The organism is Microbacterium sp. TWP3-1-2b2, from assembly GCF_049896145.1.
Classification (GTDB): domain Bacteria; phylum Actinomycetota; class Actinomycetes; order Actinomycetales; family Microbacteriaceae; genus Microbacterium.
Window position 1 is genome coordinate 1,638,906 of the sequence record NZ_JAFCTS010000001.1, and the last position, 22,496, is coordinate 1,661,401.

22 protein-coding genes are annotated in these 22,496 nt (G+C 66.3%); 9 read left to right on the plus strand and 13 right to left on the minus strand.

Annotated elements, in window-relative coordinates; genetic code table 11:
* Positions 1 to 41: 41 nt before the first annotated feature.
* The gene (locus ACP7AR_RS08150) at positions 42 to 410 is read right to left on the minus strand and encodes a winged helix-turn-helix transcriptional regulator (protein WP_426184562.1); all 369 of its coding nucleotides are present in this window, start codon (positions 408 to 410) and stop codon (positions 42 to 44) included.
* 74 nt (positions 411 to 484) lie between these two features.
* Here ACP7AR_RS08150 and ACP7AR_RS08155 point away from each other — a divergent pair, with 74 nt between their 5' ends.
* Positions 485 to 895, plus strand: coding sequence for a RidA family protein (locus ACP7AR_RS08155; protein WP_426184564.1), 411 nt, complete (start codon positions 485 to 487; stop codon positions 893 to 895).
* A gap of 38 nt (positions 896 to 933) precedes the next feature.
* Here ACP7AR_RS08155 and ACP7AR_RS08160 read toward each other — a convergent pair whose 3' ends face one another.
* Positions 934 to 1,509: a TetR family transcriptional regulator gene (locus tag ACP7AR_RS08160; protein ID WP_426184566.1), complete on the minus strand. Its 576-nt coding sequence runs from the start codon at positions 1,507 to 1,509 to the stop codon at positions 934 to 936.
* A 71-nt stretch (positions 1,510 to 1,580) separates the two neighbouring features.
* Here ACP7AR_RS08160 and ACP7AR_RS08165 point away from each other — a divergent pair, with 71 nt between their 5' ends.
* The gene (locus ACP7AR_RS08165; protein WP_426184568.1) at positions 1,581 to 1,988 is read left to right on the plus strand and encodes a VOC family protein; all 408 of its coding nucleotides are present in this window, start codon (positions 1,581 to 1,583) and stop codon (positions 1,986 to 1,988) included.
* Between the two features lie 67 nt (positions 1,989 to 2,055).
* Here the strand turns inward: ACP7AR_RS08165 and sucD are convergent, their stop codons facing one another.
* Positions 2,056 to 2,958 (minus strand): succinate--CoA ligase subunit alpha, encoded by a 903-nt coding sequence (sucD, locus tag ACP7AR_RS08170; protein ID WP_426184570.1) that lies wholly within the window; start codon positions 2,956 to 2,958, stop codon positions 2,056 to 2,058.
* A 31-nt stretch (positions 2,959 to 2,989) separates the two neighbouring features.
* Positions 2,990 to 4,156 carry an ADP-forming succinate--CoA ligase subunit beta gene (sucC, locus tag ACP7AR_RS08175; RefSeq protein WP_426184572.1) on the minus strand — a complete coding sequence of 389 codons (1,167 nt, stop codon included), beginning with the start codon at positions 4,154 to 4,156 and terminating at the stop codon, positions 2,990 to 2,992.
* 217 nt (positions 4,157 to 4,373) lie between these two features.
* On the opposite strand from sucC, the gene ACP7AR_RS08180 reads away from it, so the two are divergent.
* Positions 4,374 to 5,726, plus strand: a complete 1,353-nt coding sequence (locus ACP7AR_RS08180; protein ID WP_426184574.1) for an HNH endonuclease — start codon at positions 4,374 to 4,376, stop codon at positions 5,724 to 5,726.
* Between the two features lie 63 nt (positions 5,727 to 5,789).
* A complete protein-coding gene (locus ACP7AR_RS08185; protein ID WP_426184575.1) occupies positions 5,790 to 6,452 on the plus strand; it encodes a TetR/AcrR family transcriptional regulator in 663 nt (220 codons plus the stop codon).
* Between the two features lie 54 nt (positions 6,453 to 6,506).
* Here ACP7AR_RS08185 and ACP7AR_RS08190 read toward each other — a convergent pair whose 3' ends face one another.
* Positions 6,507 to 6,995, minus strand: coding sequence for a hypothetical protein (locus ACP7AR_RS08190; RefSeq protein ID WP_426184577.1), 489 nt, complete (start codon positions 6,993 to 6,995; stop codon positions 6,507 to 6,509).
* 127 nt (positions 6,996 to 7,122) lie between these two features.
* Here ACP7AR_RS08190 and ACP7AR_RS08195 point away from each other — a divergent pair, with 127 nt between their 5' ends.
* Positions 7,123 to 8,166, plus strand: a complete 1,044-nt coding sequence (locus ACP7AR_RS08195) for an ATP-dependent DNA ligase (RefSeq protein WP_426184579.1) — start codon at positions 7,123 to 7,125, stop codon at positions 8,164 to 8,166.
* Between the two features lie 15 nt (positions 8,167 to 8,181).
* Here the strand turns inward: ACP7AR_RS08195 and ligD are convergent, their stop codons facing one another.
* The 3 genes from ligD to ACP7AR_RS08210 form a co-directional block, all read right to left on the minus strand.
* Complete coding sequence (gene ligD / locus ACP7AR_RS08200) at positions 8,182 to 9,252, minus strand: non-homologous end-joining DNA ligase (protein WP_426184581.1); 1,071 nt, start codon at positions 9,250 to 9,252, stop codon at positions 8,182 to 8,184.
* Between the two features lie 38 nt (positions 9,253 to 9,290).
* Positions 9,291 to 10,436 (minus strand): SseB family protein, encoded by a 1,146-nt coding sequence (locus tag ACP7AR_RS08205; protein ID WP_426184583.1) that lies wholly within the window; start codon positions 10,434 to 10,436, stop codon positions 9,291 to 9,293.
* An 80-nt stretch (positions 10,437 to 10,516) separates the two neighbouring features.
* Complete coding sequence (locus ACP7AR_RS08210) at positions 10,517 to 12,976, minus strand: ATP-dependent helicase (protein WP_426184585.1); 2,460 nt, start codon at positions 12,974 to 12,976, stop codon at positions 10,517 to 10,519.
* 62 nt (positions 12,977 to 13,038) lie between these two features.
* On the opposite strand from ACP7AR_RS08210, the gene ACP7AR_RS08215 reads away from it, so the two are divergent.
* The gene (locus ACP7AR_RS08215; protein ID WP_426184587.1) at positions 13,039 to 13,431 is read left to right on the plus strand and encodes a pyridoxamine 5'-phosphate oxidase family protein; all 393 of its coding nucleotides are present in this window, start codon (positions 13,039 to 13,041) and stop codon (positions 13,429 to 13,431) included.
* 15 nt (positions 13,432 to 13,446) lie between these two features.
* On the plus strand, positions 13,447 to 13,845 hold the full coding sequence (locus ACP7AR_RS08220; RefSeq protein WP_426184589.1) for a YccF domain-containing protein: 399 nt from the start codon (positions 13,447 to 13,449) through the stop codon (positions 13,843 to 13,845).
* 67 nt (positions 13,846 to 13,912) lie between these two features.
* On the opposite strand, the gene ACP7AR_RS08225 is transcribed toward ACP7AR_RS08220, so the two are convergent.
* Together ACP7AR_RS08225 and ACP7AR_RS08230 are read right to left on the minus strand one after the other, a co-directional pair.
* Complete coding sequence (locus tag ACP7AR_RS08225; RefSeq protein WP_426184591.1) at positions 13,913 to 16,681, minus strand: lamin tail domain-containing protein; 2,769 nt, start codon at positions 16,679 to 16,681, stop codon at positions 13,913 to 13,915.
* Positions 16,682 to 16,861: 180 nt separating this feature from the next.
* A complete protein-coding gene (locus ACP7AR_RS08230) occupies positions 16,862 to 17,848 on the minus strand; it encodes a glycerophosphodiester phosphodiesterase family protein (RefSeq protein WP_426184593.1) in 987 nt (328 codons plus the stop codon).
* A gap of 88 nt (positions 17,849 to 17,936) precedes the next feature.
* Here ACP7AR_RS08230 and ACP7AR_RS08235 point away from each other — a divergent pair, with 88 nt between their 5' ends.
* Together ACP7AR_RS08235 and ACP7AR_RS08240 are read left to right on the plus strand one after the other, a co-directional pair.
* Positions 17,937 to 18,839: a Bax inhibitor-1/YccA family protein gene (locus tag ACP7AR_RS08235; protein WP_426184595.1), complete on the plus strand. Its 903-nt coding sequence runs from the start codon at positions 17,937 to 17,939 to the stop codon at positions 18,837 to 18,839.
* 143 nt (positions 18,840 to 18,982) lie between these two features.
* Complete coding sequence (locus tag ACP7AR_RS08240) at positions 18,983 to 19,255, plus strand: GlsB/YeaQ/YmgE family stress response membrane protein (protein WP_426184597.1); 273 nt, start codon at positions 18,983 to 18,985, stop codon at positions 19,253 to 19,255.
* A gap of 6 nt (positions 19,256 to 19,261) precedes the next feature.
* Here the strand turns inward: ACP7AR_RS08240 and ACP7AR_RS08245 are convergent, their stop codons facing one another.
* From ACP7AR_RS08245 to ACP7AR_RS08255, 3 genes are all read right to left on the minus strand, one after another.
* Positions 19,262 to 20,545, minus strand: coding sequence for an RNA polymerase sigma factor (locus ACP7AR_RS08245; RefSeq protein ID WP_426184599.1), 1,284 nt, complete (start codon positions 20,543 to 20,545; stop codon positions 19,262 to 19,264).
* 17 nt (positions 20,546 to 20,562) lie between these two features.
* Complete coding sequence (locus ACP7AR_RS08250) at positions 20,563 to 20,988, minus strand: YciI family protein (RefSeq protein WP_426184601.1); 426 nt, start codon at positions 20,986 to 20,988, stop codon at positions 20,563 to 20,565.
* A 115-nt stretch (positions 20,989 to 21,103) separates the two neighbouring features.
* A complete protein-coding gene (locus ACP7AR_RS08255; protein ID WP_426184603.1) occupies positions 21,104 to 22,492 on the minus strand; it encodes a glycosyltransferase in 1,389 nt (462 codons plus the stop codon).
* Positions 22,493 to 22,496 lie beyond the last annotated feature (4 nt).

The following is a 22,496-nucleotide window of genomic DNA, read 5'->3' on the forward strand; positions in this document are numbered from 1 at the left end:
GCGTTGCTGGCTTGAAGGGCGGATGCCGAAGCATCCGCCCTTCAAGCCAGCGCGGTGTCGAAGCGCTCGCGCGCCCGTTCCACCTCCGGTAGGTGTGCTGTGGTCCACAGCAGCAGTGCGTCGATGAGGTCCTGCAATCCCTGACCGACGGGTGCGATGCGGTATTCGACCGCGACCGGCCGATCACTCACGACGACGCGTTCGACCATGCCGTTGCGCTCCAGCCGCCGCAACGTCGCCGTGAGCGACTTCTGCGTGACCGCCGGGATCGCTCGGCGCAGGGCGTTGAAGCGCAGCGCGCCGTGCTCGCACAGCTGATCGAGCACGTGCAGCGACCATTTGTCGAGGAGTTGGTCGAGCAGTTCGCGGTGGGCGCCGGTGATGATGGGACGGTCGTCGGTTACCTGCATGAAACCTAGTCTCGTTGAAGTGGCTCTCGTACACCAGGTAGACATGCGATACCACCTACGAGAGGACACATCGAATGACCGTGCACACCTTCAGCCCTGACGGACTCCTGCAGCCCGTTCCCTACCATCACGTCTCCATCGCGACCGGGACCCGGCACGTCCACGTCGCGGGGCAGATCGCACGCGATGCCACCGGTGGGCACGTGGCCACCGGTGACTTGACCGGTCAGGTCGAGCAGGCGCTGCGCAACACCGCCCGCGCGCTGGCCGGGGCCGGCGCGACGTTCGCCGACGTCGTGCGGCTGCGCTTCTTCGTCACGCGATGGCGCCCCGAGCAGATGGATGCGTTCATGCGAGGAGTCGAGAATGTGGCGACGGAGATCGGCCTTGCGCTTCCTCTGCCGCCCGCCTCCCTCATCGGAGTCGACATCCTCTTCGAGCCTGACGTCCTCGTCGAGGTGGAGGCGTACGCGGTTCTCGACTGAACTGTCGGAGCCCTTCTGACCCGGCGGAGGAGCTCCGCTCAAAGAGGCGCCACGGCGTCGAGCAGCGCGTCGAGCGCTTCGTGAGCCCGCCGTCGACTCGAAGCTTCGGAGGGGCGCTCCGAAATCCACAACGCGAGCTCGTTCATCGCTCCGGACAGCGCCGCCGCGGTCGCTGCGGCAGGCCCGGACGGGAGTCCGATCGCTCTCAGGGCGTCTCGCAGATGCGCAGCAGAGCCCTCGTCATCCATGCGGCGCCATTTCGCCCAGCTCAGTACGGCTGGGGCGTCCACCAGCAGGATCCTCGCCGTGCGAGCCGCGGTGATCGCGTCGAGAAACGCATGGCTTCCAGCCCGCAGCGCCTCGGGGGGATCGGAGTTCGCTGCGGCTGACTCGATCGCATCGGCGACCTGCAGTTGCAGACCGGAGGCGACGGCCTCGAAGAGCCCGGGCTTCGAGGCGTAGTGGTGATAGACCGCCCCACGCGTCACGTCGGCCGCATTCGCGATGTCTTCGATCGAGGTCGAGGCGTAGCCGTGCTCGGCGAAGCGCGCAGTCGCGACGGCGAGGATGATGCGCGCGGTTTCGGCCGCATCGGCAGCGCTTGATCTGGGCATGTGTCCCTTACGTACGGTGTGTATGTATTCTAATGATCACTATACAAACACGCTGTATGCAAAGGGAGAGCATGAATATCACGAGCTTCTATCCGGTCCTGATGGTCGACGACGTCACATCCTCCGTGCGGTTCTACCGCGAAGTGCTCGGTTTCGAGACCTCATTCGAAGCGGACTGGTACGTCAGTCTGCGTTTCGCAGGAGGAGAACTCGCCATCCTCGAGCGCACGCACGACACGATTCCAGACGGATTTCGTGAACCGGTACGCGGCCTTCTGCTCAACGTCGAGGTCTCGGATGCCACGGCTGAACACGTTCGCATGGTCGAAGAACTGAATCTCGTCGAACGCCTGCCGTTGCGCGACGAGCCCTTCGGACAGCGGCACTTCATCGTCGAGGCGCCGGGAGGCGTCCTCATCGACGTGATCGAGCCGATCGAGCCGTCACCGGAGTTTCTCGCGGCGTACGCGGGCGGGTGATGCGTGGCGCACGCCGCAGGGCCCCCAGCCGGAGCCGGGGGCCCTGCGGTCACTCGCGGATCAGCTGTTACAGCGCTTCGACGATCGCGCGCATCAGGTCGGCCGTCTCGCTCGGCGTCTTGCCGACCTTGACTCCGGCGGCCTCGAGGGCCTCCTTCTTGGCCTGGGCGGTGCCCGCAGAGCCCGAGACGATGGCGCCGGCGTGGCCCATGGTCTTGCCCTCCGGCGCGGTGAAGCCCGCGACGTAGCCGACGACCGGCTTGGTGACGTGCGCCTTGATGTAATCGGCAGCGCGCTCTTCAGCGTCGCCACCGATCTCACCGATCATGACGATGGCCTTGGTCTCGGGGTCTGCCTCGAACGCAGCGAGCGCGTCGATGTGCGTGGTACCGATGACCGGGTCGCCGCCGATGCCGATGGCGGTCGAGAAGCCGAGGTCGCGCAGCTCGAACATCATCTGGTACGTCAGGGTGCCCGACTTCGAGACGAGGCCGATCGGGCCCTTGCCGGTGATGTTGGCCGGGGTGATGCCGACGAGCGCCTCACCGGGGGTGATGATGCCGGGGCAGTTCGGGCCGATGATGCGGGTCTTGTTGCCCTTGCTCTGCGCGTACGCCCATGCCTCAGCACTGTCACCGACGGGAACGCCCTCGGTGATCACGACGAGCAGCGGGATCTCGGCGTCGATGGCCTCGATCATGGCGTCCTTCGTGAAGGCGCCGGGGACGAAGGCGATCGACACGTCGGCGCCGGTCTCTTTCATGGCTTCTGCGACAGATGCGAAGACGGGCAGCTCGACAGCGTTGCCGTCCTTGTCCGTGTGCGAGACGGCCGTCCCGGCCTTGCGGGCGTTGACCCCGCCGACGACCTGGGTGCCGGCCTTCAGCATGAGAGCCGTGTGCTTGGTGCCCTCGCCGCCGGTGATGCCCTGGACGATGACCTTGGAATCCTTGTTCAGGAAGATCGACATTTCTCTAATCCTTTTCTGAAGTCTCGGAGCGTCAGGCGTTCGCCAGCTCGGCGGCCTTGTCAGCGCCCTCGTCCATGGTGGCGGCGAGGGTGACGAGCGGGTGGGCGTACTCGGCGAGGATCGCACGACCCTCTTCGACGCGGTTGCCGTCGAGGCGCACGACAAGCGGCTTGGATGCCGTGTCGCCGAGCGTCTCGAGAGCGCCCTTGATGCCGTTCGCGACGGCGTCACACGCGGTGATCCCGCCGAACACGTTGACGAACACGGACTTCACCTGCGGGTCGCCGAGGATGACGTCGAGGCCTGCTGCCATGACCGCTGCGGATGCTCCGCCGCCGATGTCGAGGAAGTTCGCAGGCTTGACGCCATTGTGGTTCTCCCCGGCGTAAGCAACGACGTCGAGAGTCGACATGACGAGTCCTGCGCCGTTGCCGATGATGCCGACCTGGCCGTCGAGCTTCACGTAGTTGAGGCCCGACTCCTTGGCCTTGGCCTCGAGCGGGTCGGCGGCGTCCTTGTCCTCGAGCGCTGCGTGCTCGGGGTGACGGATCTCGGAGGCGTTCTCGTCGAGCGTGACCTTGCCGTCAAGGGCGACGATGTCGCCGTCTTCGGTGCGGACCAGCGGGTTGACCTCGACGAGCGTGGCATCCTCGCCCTTGTAGACCTCGTACAACTTCACGAAGACGTCGGAGACCTTCTCGATGAGGTCTTCGGGGAAGTTCGCGGCGCGCGCGATCTCGACGGCCTTGTCCTTGTCGATGCCGGTCAGCGGGTTGACCTCGATGCGTGCGAGCGCTTCGGGCTTCTCGACCGCGAGCTGCTCGATCTCCATGCCGCCCTCGACGCTGCAGAGCGAGAGGTACGAGCGGTTCGCGCGGTCGAGCAGAACCGAGAAGTAGTACTCCTCGGCGATGCGAGCACCCGCCGCGACCATGACGCGCTTGACGACGTGGCCCTTGATGTCGAGGCCGAGGATCGCCTTCGCGGCTTCATATGCCTCGTCCGGGGTCTTGGCGACCTTCACGCCGCCGGCCTTGCCGCGGCCACCGGTCTTGACCTGTGCCTTGACGACGACCACTCCACCGAGCTTCTCTGCTGCCGCTTTCACCTCCTCGGGGGTGTCCGCGACGATACCGGCGAGGACCGGCACTCCGTACTTCTCGAAAACGTCTCGTGCCTGGTACTCGTACAGATCCACTGTGCTTCCTTCACTGGGTCTCGGTCCGGAAAGTCTCTCGATGTCGAGACATCGACCAGTCCTAAAGCCTACTACCTCCGGCTGAGCGCTCCGAGTCGCGCACTCGCACCCCGTACAGCGCTGCGCCCATCACCCGATCGAACGACCTAGAACATCTCTACGTTTTATCTGTTTCTGTCTATGGTTTTGTTAGAAACTATGAACTACCATGAAGTGCATGGAACCTTGGTTCGACGATGTGGATGACCGACCGCGTGATGCCGCGTTCTTCGTCGAGTCTGCGTTGGATGATCTGCAGTGTGCGGATGTCGATCTGAATCGTCATGAGGCGATGCGGTCTGCTCGGATCGCGGATGCTGTCGCGTTGGCGCGTCGTAATCCTCAGGTGTATGTGCATCACACGACGGACAAGGATGCCGTGGATCAGGCCGAGCGTGCCGCGGTGTTCGACATCGCGTTGAGGCTGAGGTGCTCGGAGGATTACGTCCGGGGTGTGCTGTTCACGGCGGAGGAGGCGATGGCGCATCTGCCGTTGCTGTGGCAGCAGGCCAAGGATGGTTTCGTGTCGATGTATCTCGTCGGCCGCACTGTCGGTGCGTTGGCGCGGGTGCGTGCGGATTTCGGAGCGTCGGATGAAGAGCGCGAGCTTGAACGGGAGGCGATGCGGGTGATCGATGAAGCAGCGTCGGAGTGGGCGCTGTCGTGCCCTCCGGCGGCGTTCCTGCGGCGGCTGCGCACCCTGGTCGACCGGCTTGATCCGGTCGGACCCTCCGAGCGCCACGCCCGTAAGATTCGCGGTCGTCGCGTCGTCGTTCAAGAAGACGAAGACGGCATGAGCTGGTTCATGGCGTACATCCCGACGGTCGAGGCGATCGCCGCCAAGCGCCGGTTGACGTCCGCGGCGAAGCACCTGCAGAAGAGTCCCGACGAGTGCCGCACGCGGGATCAGCTCCGTGCCGATCTGTGCTCCGCGTGGCTGCGCGGTATCGGCACTGACACGGCGGTCAAGACGAAGATCTTCGTCACCATCCCCGTCGAGCTCCTCGCAGCCGAGCGCGGTGCGGCCGCCGCTGCAGCCGAGGCTGCGACGGGCGCCGACGCCAATACCCAACCCGCCCGCCCCGCCCGGGCTCCACGGCGCGAGGCAGAGCTCGTCGGGCATGGTCCGATCGACCCTCTCACCGCGAGGCAGCTGTTCCTCGAAGCGAATGCGTTCCGCCGGGTGGTCTTCGACCCGATCCGCAGCGTCGTCGTCGACATGGACCGCCGCTCCCGCCGCGCTACCCAGGCACAACGTGAATGGCTCATCCTGCAACACGGTACCTGCGCCAGAGACGGCTGCAACCGCCTCGCCCAAGACGCCGACATCGACCACAAGACTCCGTGGGCACAGGGCGGCACGACTGATATCGATGAGCTCAGACCGCTGTGCCCGCGCGACCACACCCACCGACATCTCACCCGCGCGATCTACCGCAGCCGACCAGACAACACCGTCCAAGTCATCACACCCACCGGACACCACACCAACGCACCCCCACGCACCACGTCGTCCGTACCGCCGTTCTGAGCGACAGCCGAATCCACCCGGGTGCGCGCATATCACGCGCGCACCCGTCGTAGGCTTCTCGCTATGCATCAGAACGCAGAACCGCGCACCGGCGTCGTGGCCGCAGCGCTCGACCTGTTCCGTGCCCAGGGCTTCGACCAGACCTCGGTGGAGCAGATCGCCAAAGCGGCAGGTGTCTCACGATCCACCTTCTTCCGACAGTTCGGAGGCAAGGAAGACGTCGTCTTCACCGACCACGAAGTGCTGCTCGAAGAACTGCGGGCTTTTCTCGCGGAAGGACACCGCGACCCGTGGGAAGCGGTCTGCCAGGCATCACAGCACGTCTTCTCCCACTTCGCCCGCGATCCGGAGATCGCCCGGCTGCGCTACCAGGTCGTCCGCGAGGTGCCGGCGCTTCGCGAGCGCGAGATCGTGACAGTGTTCCGCTACGAACGGCTCTTCGACGAGTACCTGCGCAGCGCACTTCCCGGGATCGACCCACTGGACGCGGTCGGCTTCGCCGCCCTCGTCACCGCGGTGCACAACCACGTGCTGCGCCAGTTGCTCCGGGGCACGAAGCGCGTTGCTCCCTCGGTGCTGCAGAGCGCCCTGGATGATGTTCGTCGCAGGTACGGCGTTCTGCCGGATGCCGCAGACGAAGCGCACGACGACATCGTGGTCGCGGTCTTCCCCCGAGCGATGCCGATCGCCGAAGTCACGCGCCGACTGCAGAGCGACCTCAGCTGAGACGCACTGCTCCGGGAGGGATGCCCTGAGCCAGCCTTCCCGCGTGCGGGCCGCTCAGCTGTCGCAGCTGCACCCGCCTGATGCGTTGCGCACCATGAAGCAGACGTCGCACGTGCCGTAGTCACGCTCGTTCGTCTTGGTGGGTCGCGGCGCGCTGACGGAGGACGCGGTCTTTCGCGGTGCACGAGCCGCCGAGGTCTTCTCCGCGATCGGGCGGAACTCGCTGGGATGCGTGACGTAGAAGAACGGCGCGCGGCCTTCGCTCGGTCGCAGGCGCAGCGCTGCGGCACCCACGACGATCTGCTCGTCTTCGGCGAATCCGTTGGTGTACGTCTTGCCGATGTGCAGCGGCGCGTCTCCGTTGAGCCGGATCGCTTCGATGTATCGACCGCGATCGATGAATGCCGAGATGCCGACGGCATCCGTGATCGCGGTGATGAACTCGTGGTTCTGCGTGTCGATGCGATGCGCGCGAAGCGCCTCGGAGAGGTTGCGGTATGGGCGGGAGGTGCCTGCGGGGGTCGGCCCCTGTATTTCATTCATCGTTCTCAGGATCGCACGTCTGGCGGGGCAGAGGTTACCGAATCGATCCGGGCTTCGTCTGCGGCCTCGCGTTCGCGGCGTCGGAGCAGGGGTTTGCACGCGCCTCGTGTCCGAGCAAGATGGACGCATGCGCTATGAGATCCCCGCACCGATGCTCGCGAAGGCCGCTGCATCCGTGCCCGACCCGGAGAAGATTTCCGGTGGACTGCTGTTCGAACCGAAGTGGGACGGCTTCCGCGGTCTGATCGCATGGGACGGCGACACCCTCGAGATCGGCTCCAGGGGGGCCAAGCCCCTCACCCGCTACTTCCCCGAACTCGTCGATGCCCTGCCGAAGATCCTCCCACGCCCGTGTCTGCTTGACGGCGAGATCGTGGTCGCCACCGGTGAGCAGGGCGCACAGCGACTCGACTGGGAAGCACTCAGCCAGCGCATCCACCCCGCGGCCTCACGTGTCACTCGTCTCGCCGCAGAGACCCCGGCGATGTTCATCGCCTTCGATCTGCTCGCTGACGGCGATGACGATCTGCAGCAGACACCGTTCCGCGAACGACGAGCACGCCTTGAGCAGCTGCTTGCTCAGACGCAGCATCCGCTCCAGCTCACCCGCACGACCGAGGACCGCGACACAGCTGTCCGCTGGCTCGAGGAGTTCGAGGGGGCAGGCCTGGATGGCGTCGTCGCCAAACCCCTCGACCACCCGTATGCGCCGGGCAAGCGCACCCTCATCAAGATCAAGCACGCCCGCACAGCGGATGTCGTGGCGCTCGGTTACCGCGTCCATAAATCAGGATCCGGCGTCGGATCGCTGCTTGTCGGACTCCATCACGAAGACGGCGTCCTGCGCCAGGTCGGCGGGGTCGCAGCATGGAGCGACAAGCGCCGCCAGGAACTCGTCGATGAGCTCGCGCCGCTCGTGGAGCGCGACGACGACGGAACCGCGGTGACGGGCGAAGGGGAACGCAGCAGATTCTCCGGCTCGAAGGACGTCTCGTTCGTGCGCCTTCGGCCCGAGCGCGTTCTCGAGGTCCGCTACGACCAGCTGGAGGGTGCGCGGTTCAGACACACCGTGCAGTTCGAACGTTGGCGACCCGACCGCGACGCACGCTCGTGCACCTACGATCAGCTCGACACCGTCGCCGGGTACGACCTCGCCGCCGTTCTGGAGTGAGCCTGCGCGCGGATGTCACCCTTCGACGCGATTGCCCTCGGCATCCCAGTTCTCCGCGACGCGCTTGCTGGGCTGCACGCGCGGCGGCTCGCCGGGCATCTTCGGGAACTCCGGCGGGAACGACAGCTCGCCGAGGCCGTTGTCGACATCGCGTTCCCACCAGCTGAGCAGAGTGTCGATCCGGCCGGGCGACTTCTGCATGTCGGCCCACGGGTCGCCGACGTCCGCCAGCCGGGCAGGGATGCTGCGCACGGTGAACACAGTCGGATCGAGGCCATCCAGCTCGTCCCAGTTCACCGGTGTCGAGACCGTTGCCGCGGGCAGCGCGCGTGGACTGTAGGCACCGGCCATCGTGCGGTCACGGTTGGCCTGGTTGAAGTCGATGAAGATGCGTTCGCCGCGCTCCTCCTTCCACCAGTTCATGGTGACCTGCTTCGGCATCCGCCTTTCCAACTCGCGCCCGGCGGCGATCACAGCGTGGCGTACATCGAGGAACTCGTGGGTCGGCTCGATAGGACAGAACACGTGCAGGCCACGGTTGCCGCTCGTCTTGATGAAAGGCTCCAGCTCTGCCTCTCTCAGCACCTCCCGAAGACCGTGCGCGGCGATCACAGCATCCGCGAAATCCGTTCCTGGTTGCGGATCGAGATCGATGCGCAGTTCGATCGGATTGTCGGTGTCCGCCTGAAGCGATGCCCATGGGTGGAACACGATCGTGTTCATCTGCACCGCCCAGATGATCGCACTGGGCCTGTTGAGGACGATCTGCGGATGCTTGCGCCCGCTGTTGTACGTCACCATCACGGCATCCACGAAGTCGGGCGTGCCCTTGGGCGGGTTCTTCGAGAAGAAGCTCTCTCCTCCGATGCCGGCGCGGAAGCGCTCCAGTGACACCGGCCGGTTGCCGTTGGCATTGAGGAACGGCTCGGCGACGATCTGGAAGTACTCGGCAAGTTCTGCCTTGGTGATTCCGTTGCCTGAGCCCGTCGAAGGGTCGGGCCAGATCACCTTGTTGGGGCTGGAGAGGTCGATCTCCCGCTCCCCCTCGGGATCGGAGATCGTCAACGTCGCACGCTCAGAAGCCATGCTCCGAGACTAGGGCGGGCGATCCGAGCGCGGTAGTGTCAGTCGCCGAGATCCACCGCGAGCACGCTCACCGCTGCCAGCGCGTCGCGCTCCACGATCAGCGAAGGCCCGGCAGAGTCGACCAGCACACCGGCGAGCGTCGTGTGACTCGTGAGCACCTTGGCGAGCTGTTCGGGTGAGAACGGCAGAGGCTTGTCGCCACGACCGAGGGCGACGACCTCGAGCGGATGCGAGAAGACCTGCAGGAAGCGACGCCCGTCGGTCGTCTGCGCCTCGGCGATACCGACCTTGCCGCCACCGGTGCCGTCGTTGACCGCGACCCACACCTTGGTCTTGGCGAGGGCGTCGCCGACCTTCTGCGCCGTATCCTGCTCGCGCGGCGCTGCCAGGAGCGATTTGATCTTCATCTCGGCGTCGGCCTGCTCGAGCGCCTTCTCCAAGATCTCGACCGGGAACACGGCGCGGTGCACACCCGATGCGTTGTCGATGATGAGCCCGCTGAACTTGCCCGAGACGACCTGCTGCAGCACGGCAGTGACCGGCTGAGCCACGGCGGATGTCGCGGTCGGGTCTGTCTCCCGCTGCACGGAATCGCGCACCGCGATCGCGGAGCTGAATGCGAGCATGAACGCGCGCTCACCGTCACGGACGACAGCCACCGACAGCGGTTTGCCCTCGCTGATCTGCGCACGCGCATCGCCGTTCACGCGGAGGTACAGGTGCCCCTGCAGCATCTGCCGCAGCACACCGATCAGCTGGTCGTTGGTCGCGCCCTCCTCGATCTCGGCGAGTGCCGTGCGCAGCAGCACGTTGTCCTTCATGCCGGGGACCGATTCGGTCTGCGCCGGCGGCAGCGCCGGCGCGAGAGGAAGCACACGCTTCTCTGGAGTCGTGGGCGCGGATGCCGTCGGGCGAGGAGCCGCCACGGGCTTTGCGGGCTTCTCATCCGGATCCGGCAGCTTCACCTCGGGACCCGCCGCGGCGCCGACGCCGCGGAACGCCTGAACGGAGATACCGATCTGGGGCACCGACTCGGCGGGGGCCGCAGTGGAGTTCTCGCCAGGCGCGTCTGCCGAGACGTCGCCCGCCCCGGTTTCAGACGCCGAGGTGTCGTCGCCCTCCGTCGTCGTCTGAGCCTCGGAGACGGCGTCGTCGGTCTTCTTGCGGCGTGAGAACAGGGCCATGCCTGTCAGCCTAACCCGGCGCGGAGGGCGCACGAGCAACGTGCCGAGGCAGGCGGCGGGCGACGGTGCCGCCGCCCGGACTACAGCTTCTCGATAGGCGCGATCTTGATGAGGAGCTTCTTCAGGCCGGCCGACTCGAACCGCACGTGCGCGATGCGTTTCGCGCCTTCGCCGGTCACGGCATCCACCCGTCCCTCGCCGAAGTCGGAGTGACGGATGCGGTCGCCCGCCGCGAGTTCGAGGTCGCCGTTGTCGCGCACCTTGCCCGTGACCTTGTTGGGGAACTTGTCCATCGAGGTCGACAACGGCTTGAGGGTGTCGCGAGGAGCCAAGGGCTTCACGCCGAAGCGGTCGTTGCCCGAGCCGAACCCGCTGCCGCCGCTCGATCCGCGACGCGCATTGAGCGCACGCGACTGCATGCCGCCCCGGGAATTCACGTCGCCCGGCGACTGCCGCCAGTCGACCAGATCGCCCGGGATCTCCTGGAGGAACCGGCTCGGCATCGCCACCGTCACCTCGCCGAACTGTGCGCGGGTCATGGCCAAGGACAGGTGCAGACGCTTGCGCGCGCGGGTGATGCCGACGTAGAACAGTCGACGCTCCTCCTGCGGTCCGCCTGGTTCCCCTGCCGAGATGCGGTGCGGGATGAGGTCTTCCTCGACGCCCGTCACGAACACGGCGTCGTACTCCAGCCCCTTGGCCGTGTGCATCGTCATCATCGACACCGAGCCGGACTCGTCGTCCAGGTCGTCGGCGTCGGCGACGAGAGCCACCTCGGTCAGGAAGTCGACGATCGTGCCGTCCGGGTTGTTGCGCGCGAAGTCGCGGGTGACGGCGACCAGTTCGTCGAGGTTCTCGACACGCGCTTCGTCCTGAGGGTCGCGGCTGGCGCGCAGCGCGTCGAGATACCCGCTCTTCGCGAGAAGCAGGGTGAGCCCCTCGGCCACAGAGGTCGACGGAGGCACCTCGCCCGACGACGGCAGAAGGATCTCGGTCGCCTCTTTCAGCACGGCATCCAGCTGGCCGATGCCCGCCTGGATCTTCGGGCCGACGCCGAGCTGGCCGGGTACAGACAGAGCCTCGCGGAACGAGATGCCGTGGTCTTCGGCGAAGCGCGCGATCGCCGTCTCGGTGACGTCACCGATTCCGCGCCGCGGCTTGTTCAGGATGCGCCGCACTGACATCTCGTCTGCCGGGTTCGCCACGGCGATGAGGTAGGCCATGGCGTCTTTGATCTCTGCGCGCTCGTAGAACTTCGTGCCGCCCATGATCTTGTAGGGCACGGCAGAGCGGATGAAGATCTCCTCCAGCGCGCGTGACTGCGAGTTGGTGCGGTAGAACACCGCCATCTCGGAGTACGGCATGCCGGAGCGTCGCAGTGCCTCGACCTCATCTGCGACGAACTGGGCCTCATCGTGCTGCGAATAGCCGGTGAACCCGACGATCTTGTCGCCGGCTCCCCTGTCGCTCCAGAGCTTCTTGTCCTTGCGGTCGAAGTTGTTGCCGATCACCGCGTTCGCCGCCGAGAGGATGTTCTGCGTCGAGCGGTAGTTCTGCTCGAGCAGCACGACGCGCGCTCCGGGGAAGTCTCTCTCGAACTCGCTGATGTTGCGGATGTCCGCCCCGCGGAAGGCATAGATCGACTGGTCGGAGTCGCCGACCACGGTCAGCGATGCCCCTTCGAGCTCGGGTGCCGTCTCCGGCTCGAAGATCATCATGCCGTTGGAGGCATATGGGTCTGGAGCGTCGGCCGACACCGGGCGTGTGAGCTCGTGGATGAGCGCGTACTGGGCGTGGTTGGTGTCCTGATACTCGTCGACGAGGATGTGGCGGAACCGGCGACGGTAGGTGTCTGCCACCTTCGGGAACGCTCGGAACAGGAACACGGTCTGGCCGATGAGGTCGTCGAAGTCGAACGCGTTGGCCTTGCGAAGCTGCCGTTGGTAATCGGAGAAGATCTCGACGAACTTCCGCTCGGCAGGGTCTGACATGTTGGCCTGGCGGGCGAACGACTCAGCGTCGGAGAGCTCGTTCTTGAGCTTCGAGATGCGCGATTGCGTTGACGCCGGGGTGAGGCCGTACGCATCGGCCTCGTGCTCTTTCACCAGCCGCTTGATGAGGGCGCGCGAGTCACCGGAGTCGTAGATCGTGAACGACTTCGTGAAGCCGAACTGGTCGGCCTCACGACGCAGGATGCGCACGCACGCGGAGTGGAACGTCGAGATCCACATGCCGCGCGCGGCGTCACCGACGAGGTCGACGACGCGTTCGCGCATCTCGCCCGCTGCTTTGTTGGTGAACGTGATCGCGAGGATCTGGCTCGGCCACGCCTCCCGCCCACGCAGCAGCGAAGCGATGCGGCGGGTGAGCACGCTGGTCTTGCCCGAGCCTGCACCGGCGACGATCAGCAGGGCAGGGCCGCGGTAGGTCACCGCTTCGAGCTGCTGCGGATTCAGCCCGGCGAGGAGGTCGTCCTGGTCCGGCGCCTCGGGTGAGTGAGGGCCGGCGGTGGACGGGACGATGAGAGGGGCTTCGGTCATGACCTTACGAGTCTAGGCTGGGCCACAGACGCCCGGTAACGATCCGTATCGAGGAGGAAGACATGATCAGCGAACTGCCGGAAAAGCAGTGCCGAGAGCTGCTGACCACGACGACCGTGGGAAGAATCGGCTTCGTCGCCGATGAGCGCGTCCACATCTTTCCGGTCAACTACGCCATGTCAGGCGATGACATCCTCGTGCACACCTCTTCTGACGGCATCCTGCGACGCGTAGGCGATGAGGATTCGCTCGCCGCGTTCGAGATCGACTTTCACGATGATCTCGCGGGCGTGGGGTGGAGCGTGCTGATGCACGGACGGATCTCGACGGTGAGCGGCGAGAACGGTCCAGCGATCACCGGTCACCACCCGTGGGCCGGCGACGAGCGTGTGCTCCCGCTACGGTTCCACATCGAGAGCATCTCCGGTCGGCGCGTACGACGCGACCGGAACTGACAGAAGGGAACGACCATGCGCACGATCCTCAACATCATCTGGGTGATCTTCGCCGGATGGGCGCTCTTTCTCGGGTACGTCCTCGCCGGGATCCTGCTGTGCGTGCTGATCGTCACGATCCCCTGGGGCATCGCGTCGTTCCGCATCGCCGGCTACGCGTTGTGGCCGTTCGGCCGTCAGATCATCGAGAAACCGCGCGGCGGTGTCGGAGCGTTCCTCGGCAACGTGGTGTGGGTCGTCCTCGCCGGGTGGTGGCTCGCGATCGGCCACATCGTCTCGGGCATCGCCCTGTGCATCACGATCATCGGCATCCCGATGGGCATCGCCGATTTCAAGATGGTGCCGATCTCGCTCATGCCGCTCGGCAAGGAGATCGTCTCGACCCGCAGGGGTCCGTTCGACGGCAAGCGCTGAGCAGTCGGGGCAGAGATGCCGAAGGCGCGTGGAGCGATCGGCTCCACGCGCCCTCGGTGTTCTACGGCTAGGCCGTCTGCCGCCGGCGGCGCAGGGTCGCTGCGACTGCACCGGCGATCAGGAGTCCCAACGCGAGTACGAGCGCACCGGCTGGGAGTTCGGAGCCGGTGGCCGCGAGTCCGCCACCACCGGTGACCTGGATGCTCACCCAGCCCAGCAGCTCACCGCTCGCGGAGTACACCGCGAGGCGGTGGGCGCCTGCGGCGGCATCCTCCGGAATCGTGACGGTGATCGCTCCCGCGGCGTTCAGCGTGCCGTCGGCGAGGAACATCGGCTCGGAGTACATCCACACCTCGACGTCGACGCCGGCGTGCTGCGTCCCCAGGGTGATCGTCACCCGATCTCCGGGTGCCACCGATGACTTGTCCACCGTCGCCCCGCCGCGATTGCCTTCGACGATCGCATCGCCGGGAAGCGGGTCGATCGACGGGCCGGGCTGACTTCCACCCTCACCCGGACCCTCGCCGGGGCCCTCACCAGGACCATCGCCACCGCCAACCGGCGCCGGCAGGGTTCCGGTGCGCAGCGCCTCGGAGGCGAAGCCGTCGGCGAACCACCAGACCGGCCGCTGACCGTTCGATGCGAGCGAGGCCGGCGCCGTGGCGAAGCCCTCGTTGTTGATGTCGGGCAGGCCTGCCGCTCGTGCGAAGTGCGCGAGCCCGGGCTCCGCCGTGCCGTTGAGCGTGATCTGCGCCGATGCTCCGTGGCATCCGTCGTCGCACACCGCCCACATCACGCCGAGCACCGAGTCGTAATCCAGCGCCATGACGCCCGCGAGCCCAGGGTCGATCGTCGAGACGAGCTGCGCCGAGCCGTCGGCAGTCAGAGCGAACGCGTACACACCGCCGTTGTCCTCGACGGCCACGAAGAACAGGCCGTCGTTCTTGCCGGCGTACGACGCAGGGTCGTATGCAGCCTGAGCCTCGTCATCGAAGAGCTTCCCTGTGAGCGCAGCATCCGGCACCCACTCGACCGCCTCGATGCCGAGGTTCGCACCGACGGCAGGAAGCAGCGCGGTGAGATCCCATTCGGTCAGCGCGACGAGGTCGGAGCCGGCACCGTTCGGGTCGACCTGCAGGATCTTGTTCTCGTTGACGCCCTTCGCGCTGTTGTCACGCTCGGACGCCACGTAGACGAGGCCGTCGGCGTCGGTGGTGATGCCCTCGGTGTCCGGGCCGGCGGCGCCGGGGTTCGAGGCGTCCTTCTGGAAGCGCACGCGCTTGCCGTCCGCCCAGCCGTCGACCATCGAGACCGAGCCGTCCGCTGCAGCCTTCAGCTTCCAGATGCGGCCCTCACCGTTGTCGACAGCCCAGAGGAAGGCGCCGTCGGCGGTCTCCTGGACGTCGAGTCCTGAACTGTCCTCGAGGAAGGTCGCGGTGGTGTCCAGCACCCGCACGTCTGCGGATCCGGGCCACGTAGCGAGCTCGATGCCCGGGTCGCCGCCGTCGTCGCCGCCACCATCGCAGCTGTTCAGTGCACCCTTGGTCGAGACGGCGAGGTCGACGAACTCATCGCCGCAGCGCGCCCAGACGCCCTTGGCGTGATCGGCGTAGACGTGCTCGGCGACGGTCTTGCCGTTCGCGTCGCGCACCGTGACCGTGTCGCCGCCGCCGAGGCCGAACACGAAGTTCGCCGGCTGATCGAACACGAAGTACGCTCCCGGCTCCAGCAGGGTGCCGGTCGGAAGCGGCGTGGTCTCGGCCGCGTGATCGGCAGGCTTGTCGTCCATGACTGTCCAGCCCGAGATGTCGACGGTGGCAGCGCCGTCGTTGTACACCTCGACCCAGTCGGTGGCATCGCCGTTCGACTCGATCTCGTTTATGACGACATCCGGGCCGACGCACGCGTTCGCCGCGCCGGGCGTCGGCGTCGCGAGCGCGAAGGAGCCCTCGCCGTCGATGCAACGCGCGAACGTCGCAGCGGCGAAGTCGCCGTCGATCGCGGCATGGCCTTCCCACGGCTCGGTGTCGTCCACGAGCGCACCGGATGCGTCGAACAGTCGGATGCGATCGGCGGAGCCGATGCCGATCGGGTCACGGAACGCCGTCTCGACGCCATCGACGACGCCGATCGTGCCCTCCTCGACGACCAGGAACCCGCCTGCCGCGATCGAGGTCCCCTGCGCGAACTGCCAGCGGTGATCATCGGAATTGTCTCGGATCTCATAGCCAGAAACGTCGAACGCCGTGTCGCCGGGGTTGTGGAACTCCACCCAATCGGCAGGCTGCGAGTCGACCTCGTTGATGAAGACCGAACCGGCGACCGGGGTCTCGGGTTCCTCTGGCTCCTCTGGCCCTTCCGGAGCCACCTCGAAAGTGTTCTCCGCACCCTTGGTCGAGGCTGCGGTGATGCTCCAGACCACGTCGCCGTCGACCTCCTGCGCACCCCAACTCGGCACGGCGTGCGTGTCGGCCGGCCACGTCGTCTGCAGCAGCGGCTCGACGCCGTTCGCGTCGCCCGGTGCGAACACGCGCACACTGTCGCCCTTGCCGAGACCGAAGTCGAAGTCGCCTTCACCCGCATCCGACAGCGTGTCGATGACGAGGTATTCACCCTGCGCGACGATCGTGCCCGAGGGGAAGGTGTACGGGTTCTTCTCGCTGTTGTCCTGGACGATGAAACCACTCAGGTCGACATCGCCGTCGGTGTGGTTGTAGAACTCGATCCAATCGTCGGGGCTGCCCCCGTTGGAGACGACTTCGTTGATGCGGACGCCGAGCGGCGCGTCGGCGCCGAAGGCAGAGGTGGGGACAGCGAGCAGCAGAGTGGCGCTCATCGCGCACACTGCTGTCGTCGCGAACCCGCGTTGCAGGCGAGACATGTGACTCCAGGGTCAGAAGGAGGACGGGATGCGTCCAGACCATCGAGTCGCGCTTAAATTTCTGAGTCGGGAACGTGTACGCCGGGTGAACGCGCCATGGCTGACAGCCGCTCGCGCGAGGGCGCACACGCAGGTTCAGCCTCGGAAGAACGCGACCCCGAGGTCGGGATGATCGACGAACACCCCGTCGATGCCGGAGTCCGCCAGGACCGCCCACTCCGATTCGTAGTCGCCGAACGCGGCCTTGCCCCCGTCACCGCGGAACTCGGCAGCCAGGAACGAGTTCTCGGGGCGCGCCGTCCACGTGAACACCTTCAGTCCTCTGGCGTGCGCATCGGCGACGATCGTGCTGCCTTTCGCCAGCAGCATCCGCTTGTTCACGCTGATGCCATCGACCTTGCCGACCAGGTCGTCCAGCCCGTGCGGTGTGACCGTGGCCTTGTACGTCGCGGCGGCTTTGCCGTGCGCGACGAGTTGATCGTACGGGCGGCCGGATGCCTCGATCAGATAGATGTACGAGGCGGGGATGCCCCTGGCGCGCAGCTGTGCGAGCACGGTGGACTCGAAAGCCTCGATGACCAGGGGAAGTTCTCCGTCTGCCCACCCCGTCGCTCTCAGGTCACGGATGATCATGGGCACCAGATCGAGCCCGATGCTCGCGAAGTAGGTGGCGTGTTTGATCTCCAGCACCACGCCGATCTCGCGGCCGTGCTCAGCGGACCCGGCCCGAACGATCTCGAGAAGGTCGGTCAGCCTCAGCACACCCTGACCGCCGTTGAACGTCGCGCTGGCTGAACGCACGTCGGGGATCCGCTCCGTGGTGCGTAGCGTCGCGATCTCTTCCCAGGTGAAGTCCTCGGTGAACCAGCCGGTCAGTGCCTGCCCGTCGACGCGCTTGGTCGTCTTCCGATCGGCGAACTCCGGATGATCTGCCACGTCCGTCGTGCCGGAGATCTCGTTCTCGTGACGCACGACCAGCACGCCATCCTTCGTCGCGACGATGTCGGGCTCCACGGCGTCCACCCCCATCGCGAGGGCGAGCTCGTACGAAGATCGGCTGTGTTCAGGGCGGTAGCCCGGGGCGCCACGATGGCCGATGACGAGTGGAGACCTCCTGGGCATGCTCACAGCGTAGAACACCCCATACATCACAATGCCCGGGTATCGTTGAGGAAAGCGACCTTAAGACCCCCTCGGAGTGAGGCCCACCATGAGCAATTTCGCATTCAACAACCCGGCGTTCCAGAAGCAGGATCCGCGCAACGTCGCGACCTACCCAGGCGCTGCCGGCGCACAGAACGCGCAGACCGCATCGCTCGCTCACGCGGGCATGGATGCCGCCGCCAACGCACAGCTCGAGGGCATGTATGCCGCCCCGCCGGCCGGTGCCATCGAGACCGACCGCATGAGCGTCGAGGACACCGTCTGGAAGACCGCCGGTCTCTTCGCCATCCTCCTCGTCACGGCCGTCGTCGGCTGGGTCTGGACGCTGGGCGGAGTTCGCGTCGACGCCTACGCCGGAGTATCGCTGCTTCCGATGATCATCGGCGCCCTCGGCGGCTTCGTGCTCGCGATGATCATCACCTTCACGTCCCGCAAGAAGGTGCGCCCTGCGCTGATCTTCGCGTACGCGGCGTTCGAGGGTCTGTTCGTCGGTGGCATCTCGGCGTTCTTCGAGCTCCTCTACCCCGGAATCGTCGTCCAGGCGACGCTCGCGACGGTCGCCGTCGTCGGCGTGACCCTGGCGCTCTTCGCAAGCGGCAAGATCCGCGCATCGAAGAAGATGACCAAGGTCTTCATGATCGCCATGGTCGGCTACCTCGTCTTCTCGCTGCTCAACCTCGTCCTGATGTGGACCGGCATCAACCAGAACGCGTTCGGACTGCGCAGCGTGGAGATCATGGGCATCCCGCTCGGCCTGATCATCGGCGTTCTCGTCGTGTTCATGGCCGCGTACTCGCTCGTGCTCGATTTCGACCAGATCCAGCAGGGTGTGCGCAACGGCGCTCCCCGCGTGTACGGCTGGGTCGGCGGCTTCGGCATCATGGTCACGGTCGTCTGGCTCTACATCGAGATCCTCCGCATGATCGCTATCGCGCGCGGCAGCAACTGACGCACTCCGTCAGCCGAAAGGGCTCACTTCTTCGGGAAGTGGGCCCTTTTGCCGTATCTGCGGCGCGCCGTCAAGGGGTTGCCTGAGAATCTCCCGAGAGAGGATGATGTTATTACCGTCCCAACGACGCAAAGGAGCACATCATGAGTTTCCTCGGTTTTCTTCTTCTCGGCCTCATCGCCGGCGCAATCGCGAAGCTGATCCTGCCCGGAAAGCAGGGTGGCGGGTGGTTCATCACACTGCTGCTCGGGGTGGTCGGCGCCATTCTCGGAGGCTGGCTGGGTGGGCTTCTGCTCAACCGCCCGCTCACTGAGTTCTGGGATCTCGGCACATGGGCTCTCGCGATCGGTGGCGCGATCATCGTGCTGCTGATCTATGGTCTGATCGTGGGCCGCGGCAACAAGGTGCGCGACTAGATCTGACTACTCGGAGGCCTTCGCCTCCAGAAGGGCCCGTTCCCTTTCGTTCCCCGCGAGTCTCGCGGCGGTGGCGAACTCGGAACGGGCCTCTTCTCTGCGCTCGAGACGAAGCAGCATCTCGCCCCGCGTCGCGGGCAGCAGGTGGTAGCCCTTCAGCGCGTCAGATGCCGCGAGGCGGTCGATGATGCGCAGAGCGGATGCCGGACCGGTCGCCATGGCGACAGCGGCAGCCCTGTTCAGCTCGATGACAGGCGACGGCGCGATGCGTCCCAGCGCCTCGTAGAGCACGACGATGCGATCCCAATCGGTGTCCTCGACGGATGCCGCTATCGCATGGCATTCCGCGATGGCCGCTTGGAGCCCGTACGCCGTGCGCCCGCCCCCGAGGGCATCGGCTGCGGCAAGGGCTGCGCGGCCGCGAGAGATGCGGCCCCGATCCCACCGCGACCGATCCTGCTCGGCGAGCAGCACCGGCTCTCCCTTCGCGTCCACCCGTGCCGGGAACCGTGCGGCGGTGAGTTCCATCAACGCGAGCAGGCTGTGCGCGTCGCGCTGTTTCGGCACCAGCGCCGTGAGTACTCGCGTGAGGCGGATCGCCTCCTCGCCGAGCTCTGGACGCATCCAGTCCGCGCCGCTGCTCGCGGCGTGGGCTTCGTTGAAGATCAGATACAGCACACCGAAGATCGCGCTCAAGCGGTCCGCGTACTCCTCACGCGGAGGCACCTCGAACGGCACGTTCGCGGCCGACAACGTCTTCTTCGCCCGGACGATCCGCTGTTGAACCGTGGCGACGGGCACAAGGAACGCTCGTGCGATCTGCTCGGTCGAGAGCCCAGCGACCACACGGAGCGTCAGGGCGACGCGAGCCTCCCGCGAGAGCACGGGATGGCACGAGACGAAGACAAGACGCAGCACGTCGTCGTCGATGGCATCCGGATCCCACGGATCAGCATCCGCAGCATCCGCCTGCTCGCGCTCGAGGTCGTGAGCGATCACGGCGATCCTGTCGTCGAGGCGCTCTTGTCGACGCCAGCCGTCGATCGCCTTGCGTTTCGCGACAGCAGTGAGCCAGGCGGCCGGGTTGCGCGGCACTCCCTCGGTCGGCCATTGCTTCAGCGCGTCGATGAGTGCTTCCTGCGCGAGGTCTTCGGCATGGCCGAAATCACCGACCATGCGCGTGAGGGTCGCGACGATCTTCGCCGACTCGATACGCCAGACCGCGGCGACGGAGCGCTCCACACTGCTGGTGGAACGCTCCGCCTGGTCGTGCCGGTCGACGTCGGTCATGTCGCTGCCGTGTCGTCTCACTGCTGAGAGCGCTGCGCCTGCTCTTCGCGCCAGCCCTCTTCTTTCTGGATCCACTCGTTGTCGGCGGGGAAGTCCTCCATCTCGGTGACACGACGCACCTCAAGGAACGCGCCGGGGCCGAGCGGTGCGCGCTTCGCCCACTCCGCTGCTTCCTCGCGAGTGGAGACCTCGATGATCCAGAAGCCGTTGAACAGTTCCTTCGTCTCGCCGTAGGGGCCGTCGGTGACGAGCGGCGCTTCTGCCGAGAAATCGACGACGAAGCCTTCCTCGGCGTCCGTGAGCCCCTCACCAGCGAGCAGCACGCCCGCCTTCATCATGGACTCGTTGTACTTGCCCATCGCCTCGATGATCTGCTCGAACGGGATCTCCTTGTATGCGTCGACGCCCGAGTCATCCGCGCGCATGATCAGCATGAACTTCATGATTTTCTCCTTGATTCGGGGGATCGATTTCGACCCTCTCACTAAGACGTCGAACGGGAAAGACCCGAATCGACATCGCGGAGGAAAAATTCTGGATCAGCGACGGGCTTGTGAATCAGCGCCGGGGCGGGGCGGCGAGAACCTCGCGCACAGTGGCGGCGAGCGCCTCGGTTGCGCGCTCGGCGCTCCACGCGGATGCTGAGACCTCTGCCTCGGCGATCAGACGCGCGCGCAGCGCAGGATCGGTGAGCACGAGGCGCAGTGCATCCGCGAGCGCGGCCTCGTCGGCGTCGGGGACGAGAAGTCCCCCTCCGGCGCGCAGCAGGTCGCCGGGGCCGTACCGCACGTCGTATGAGACGACCGGCACATCGTGCAGCAGCGCCTCGAGTATCGACAGGCCCTGCCCCTCGAACGCGGTGGACGTGACCATGACGGACGCACGGTCGAGCACTCGCCCCGGAGAATCCGTGTGACCGGCGAGCATGACGCGCGAACCGGCGCCCAACTCATCGATCAGTTCCTGCAGCGCATCGTGCTCCGCTCCCCCGCCCCAGATCTCCATGCGGGATCCGGGCACGTCCGCCGCCAGGAACGCGCGGATCGAGTGATCCACGCGTTTGCCTGGCGCGAGGCGTCCGAGCACGACGACAAGCCCCTGCTCCCGCTCGGCCGCCGTTGTGTCCTTCGAGACACGACCGTCGACGGGGGCAGGTGCCGCATTCGGGATCACGACGTTGCGAGCACCATCGCCGAATCGGGCGACGACGTCATCCCGCTGCGTCCTGGTCGGCCACGCCACCGCGTCGAAGCGATCGGCGAGTGCGAACCAGCGAGTCCACAGCGGGTTCATCGTGGCATCCGGAGTGTAGGGCGCCTCGAGGTGCATCGTGTGGATCGTGTGGATGATGCGCACGCGCGGGTCATCCCAGTCGGCGATCAGCTCGCCCAGCTGTCGCGACTCGCATATGACGATGATCGGCGAATCCCCGAACGGCGAGGTGACGTCGCGCAGCCACGCGTCGTACAGGCCACGGAAGCCTGCGACACCACCGATCACCTGTGCCGCCTCGTCGTAGATGAGCACCGGCTCTTCGGTGAGATGCCAGTCCGGATCACCCGGTATCACCGGCAGAGCGATGAAGGGACGCTCCTCAGCATCGCGCAGCACTCGGTGCTCACGCTCGGGCTGGCCCCTCGACAGGTCCGCGGACGCAGCATCACGGACCCACGCGGCAGCACCGCCGTCAGCGGAGACCGCCTCGTCGAACAGGTTGCGCATGCGCGACGAGTCAGCGATCGTCTCTCGTCGCGCGAAAGTCGCGCGGTGCGCGGCGTGCGCTGCGGCATCTGCGGGATCGAACGTCAGAAGCAGCGGCCCCGCGCCTCCGGCCGCGCCGGCAGCAGCGAGTTGCCTGGCCCGCGACAACGTGGCGATCGTGTAGCCCCCGTCGAGGTCCGGGACGAGCCGGCTCGAGAGCACCAGGTACTCCGCGTCCGGCAGCACGGAA